This is a genomic window from Deferrisoma sp. (assembly GCF_054681715.1).
In genome coordinates this window covers 1-4064 of record NZ_BAAHFQ010000217.1, presented here as the reverse complement: position 1 = coordinate 4064, position 4064 = coordinate 1, and the positions used below count along the sequence as shown (strand labels likewise).

The 4064-nt window shown below is 75.6% G+C and carries 2 protein-coding genes; both read left to right on the top strand.

The features are described 5' to 3' along the window. Positions 1–2526 (top strand): translocation/assembly module TamB domain-containing protein (locus ACY0I8_RS16760; RefSeq protein WP_461395660.1); only part of this gene is annotated, 2526 nt, incomplete at its 5' end. Beyond that, positions 2523–4064: POTRA domain-containing protein (locus ACY0I8_RS16755; RefSeq protein ID WP_461395659.1), on the top strand; the 1542-nt coding region annotated here is incomplete at its 3' end. The genes ACY0I8_RS16760 and ACY0I8_RS16755, both read left to right, overlap by 4 nt.

Sequence of the window (4064 nt, the reverse complement as noted above, 5' to 3'; positions counted from 1 at the left end):
GCGCTTCGGGCCGCCCTGGCGGCCGACCTCGGCGCCGGGTTCGAGCTCGCCTGGCGCCTGGAGGCGTGGGATCCGGCGTGGCTCGGGGATCGGGTCCCGGAGGGGATCCGGCTCGGCCCGGTGTCGGGCGAGGGGAGCCTCACGGGCGATTTCGGGACCCCGGCCGGGTCGTGGGCGTTCACGTGGAGCGGAGGAACCACGGCGTTGGAGGCGTTTGGCAGGGCGCTCGGCCCGGTGGCCCTTACCCTCGACGGCGGGGGAGGGGGCGTGCGGTTTGGGGCCCGGGCCCCCGATCTGGGGGCCGAGGCGACGGGGCTCCAGTCCTGGGAGGGGGGCTGGCCCCTGGAGGCCGAGGTGAGGGCCCCGGCGCTCCCCCTGGGCCGGGTGGTGCCCGGGATCGAGGCCGGAACGGCTTCGGTGGAGATCCGCGCCTCGGCCGGCGTGCGGGCCTGGCTCGAGGGGAAGACGTGGCCCGAGCGCTTGGCCGGCCTGGGCGACCTGGACGGCCGCCTGTCCTGGACCGGCGTGCGGTGGAACGGCCGGGAGGTGCCCGGGGGGGCCGCGGAGGTGCGCACCGGGCCCGAGGGGAGGGCGGTCGAGGTCCGGGCCCGGGGTCTGGACGCGAAGGCCCGGCTGCGGGACGAGACGTCCCTGGCCTGGGAGGCCCGGGCCGAGGCGGAGGGGCTCGATCTCTCGCCGTGGCTCCCCGCGGGCTGGTCCGGCCGGTTGTCCGGCCGCGGCGAGGCCCGGGGACGGGGGGCGGCCGTCGAGCGGGGGGAGTGGCGGGGAAGGGCCGAGGCCGTGGCCGGGCCCTGGTTCGGCCCCCTCGACGCCCCGCTGGACCTTCGGTGGGAGGGGGGGCGGATCGTCGGCCGGACCGGCCTGGGGCCGGAACTCGCGGTGGAAGGCGAGTGGAGTCCGGCCGGGGGCGCCCGGGGCCGGGCGGTGCTCCGGGCCTTTCGCCCCGGGCGGTGGATGGCCCGGGAGCGGTGGCCGGAGGACCTGGACGTCTCCCTCGACGGGGAGCTGCGGGCCGAGGCCCCGGCCGGCGCTCCGGTCCGGGCCGAGATGGATCTCGGCGGGGTCGCCGTGGATCTGCCGCCCCTTCGTCTTCGCAACCGGGGCCCGGTGCGGATCCGGTGGGAGGGCGGGGCCCTCCGCCTGGACCAGGTCTGGATCGAGGGGGGGGACGTGACCCTCACGGCGTCGGGCCTGGCCGGCCCGGGGCCTGGGTGGGATCTTCGGGGCAAGGCCCGGTGCGACCTCTCGATGCTCGCCCGGTGGATCGGGCCGGTGGAGTCGGCCCGGGGAACCCTGTTCGCCGACCTGGAGGTCACGGGGCCGTGGTCCGATCCCCGGTTCCGCGGCCCGATCCAGGTGTACCCCGGCGCCGAGGCCCGCATCCGGGGGGTGGGACTCGCCCTCTCCGAGGCGGAGGCCTCGGCCACCCTGGATCCCCAGGACGGCCTGATTCTGGAGTGGTTCGACGCGGCCCTGGGCGCGGGGCGGATCCACGTGGAGGGCCGCATGCCCCTGGCCGGTCTCGTGCCGACCGATGTGCGGCTCTGGGTCGAGGTGCGCGACGTGGACCATGAGGAGCCGCCGGGGGTCCGCTACGCGGGCGACGCCGATCTCCTGGTGACCGGTCTACCCCCGGGCATGCGCGTGGTGGGCGAGGTGCGGTTGGAGCGGTTCCGGTTCACCCGCCGGATCTCCTGGAAGACCATGCTCCTCGATCTGCTCCAGCGCCGGCCCCGGAAGGTGGAGTCGGCCGCCGAGACCTCGGGGGTCACGCTGGACATCGCCGTGCGGGGGGAGCGGGACCTGAGGGTCGAAAACAACCTGGCCGAGGTGGACCTGGCCGCGGATCTCCGGGTGCGGGGTCCGGCCACGCGGCCCGTGCTGTGGGGCCGGCTCGAGGTGCTCGCGGGCGAGGTGCAGTTCCGGAACACGGTCTACGAGATGCGCCGCAGTTCGGTGGAGTTCCTGGGCGACGCCGGGCCCATGCCCCTCCTGGACGTCCACGCCCGGGCCCAGGTGAGCGGATACCAGGTCAACGTGGACATCATCGGCCCCCTGGACGACTACCAGGTGCTCCTGTCGAGCAGCCCGCCCCTGGAATACACCGACATCGTCTCGCTCCTGACCCTGGGGGCCACCTCCGAGAACCTGGCCGGCGGGCAGGGGGTCTCGGCGGCCGAGGCGGCGAGTTTCCTCACGGGCAAGGTGCAGGACACCCTGGAGTCCGGGGTGGGGGAACTCCTGGGGGTCGACCAGTTCCACATCGACCCGGCCTACTCGCCGGCGGCCCAGAGCACGGTGCCCCGGGTCACCATCGGGAAGGCCATCACCCGCGATCTCTACGCCCGGTACGCGGCCACGGTGGGGGCCGAGGCCGCCCAGGACCTCGAGGTGCAGTACCGGCTGAGCCCCCACGTCTCCCTCCTGGGCACCTGGTCGGACCGGGGCGCCGAGTCTTCCGGCTCCCTGGGCGGCGAGGTGCGGTTCCGGTTCACGTTCCGATGAGGGCGGCCGCAGCGGGGCTTCTTGGGCTGGCGCTCCTCCTCGTCGCCGGTTTGGCCCGGGGCCAGGGGGGCCCGGAGGGGCCGATTGCCCGGGTCGAGGTGGAGAACCACACCCGGGTGCGCACGAAGGAGGTCCTTCGGCTCCTGGGGGTCCGGGAGGGGGAGGAGCTGCGGACCGGGGAGGTGGAGCGGGGGCTCGGGCTGCTGGCCCGCAAACCCGAGGTGGGCGACGTGCGCGTCGAGGCGGAGCCCGACGCGGCGGGGCTCCGGGTGCGGGTGGTGGTCCGGCCCCGGCTCCTGGTGCGCCGGGTGCGGGTCGTCGGGGGGCCCCGGCGGGTCCGGGAGGCCGCCGCGGCCCGTCTTCGCACGGCCGCCGACAAGCCGGTGGCCTGGCCGTGGCTGGAGGCCGACCGGGGCGAGATCGTGCGGGTGTTCCGGGAGGAGGGGTTTCCCGAGGTCCGGGTGACCCCCGTGGTCCGGCCGGACGGCCGGGGCCAGTGGGCCGAGGTCACGTTCCGGGTGGACCCCGGGGAACCCCGCCGCGTCGCGGAGGTGATCTGGCCCGACGGGTTCCCCGTGGAACCCTGGCGCCGGCTGGCGCTCCTGGGGATCGGCCGGGGGGATCGGGCGAGCGCTCCGGAACTCGAGGCGGGCCGGCGAAGGCTCGTCACCTTCCTGCGCCGCTACGGCTACCCCGAGGCCCGGATCGAGGGGGGCGGGTTCGAGCCGGCCGGTCCGGGCTCGGTGCGGCTCGTGGTGGGGATCGTGGCGGGAGCCCCGGTGCGGTTTCGGTTCGAGGGGGTGGAGGAGTGGACCAAGCGGTCCCTGCGCCAGGCCCTGGAGGAGCGGTACGGCCGGCCCATGGACGAGGCCTGGCTCCGCGGGGCCTCCGAGGCCCTGGAGGAACGCCTCCGGGCCGACGGGTACCGGGACGCCCGGGCCGTGTACCGGGAGGAGCGGGCCGGAGCCGGCCGGGTGATCACCTTCGTCATCACCAAGGGGCCGCGGGTGGCGGTGAAGCGGGTGCGGTTCCGGGGGAACGAAAGCGTCTCCGCCCGGAAACTGCGGCCCTACCTCTCGGTGATCCAGGGGGGGATCCTGCGTCCGCCCCCGTTCACCCAGGAGGCCCTGGACCGGGACCTGCGGGTGCTTCGGGAGTACTACGCCACCAAAGGGTTCTGGGCCGCCCGGATCGAGATGGCCGAGATGGACATCGCCGCCGATGGTGATGCCGTCCTGACCCTCCGGGTCGAGGAGGGGCAGCGGTTCCGGTGGGGTTCGGTGACGCTGGAGGTGATCGGGGCCGATCGCGCCGGCTTCCAACCCGCGTTGGGGCGCCTGAAACCCGGCGCCTGGGCCGACCCGGGGGTGCTGGAGGAGGTGCGGCGGGATCTCATCGGCCGACTCGGGGCCGGTGGGTTTCCGGAGGGGCGGGTCGTGTACGAGACCCGGACCGACCCGGACCGAGGGGTGGTGGACGCGGTCTTCCGGGTGGAGGCCGGCCCCCGGGTTCGGTTCGGCAAGGTCGTGGTGGCGGGC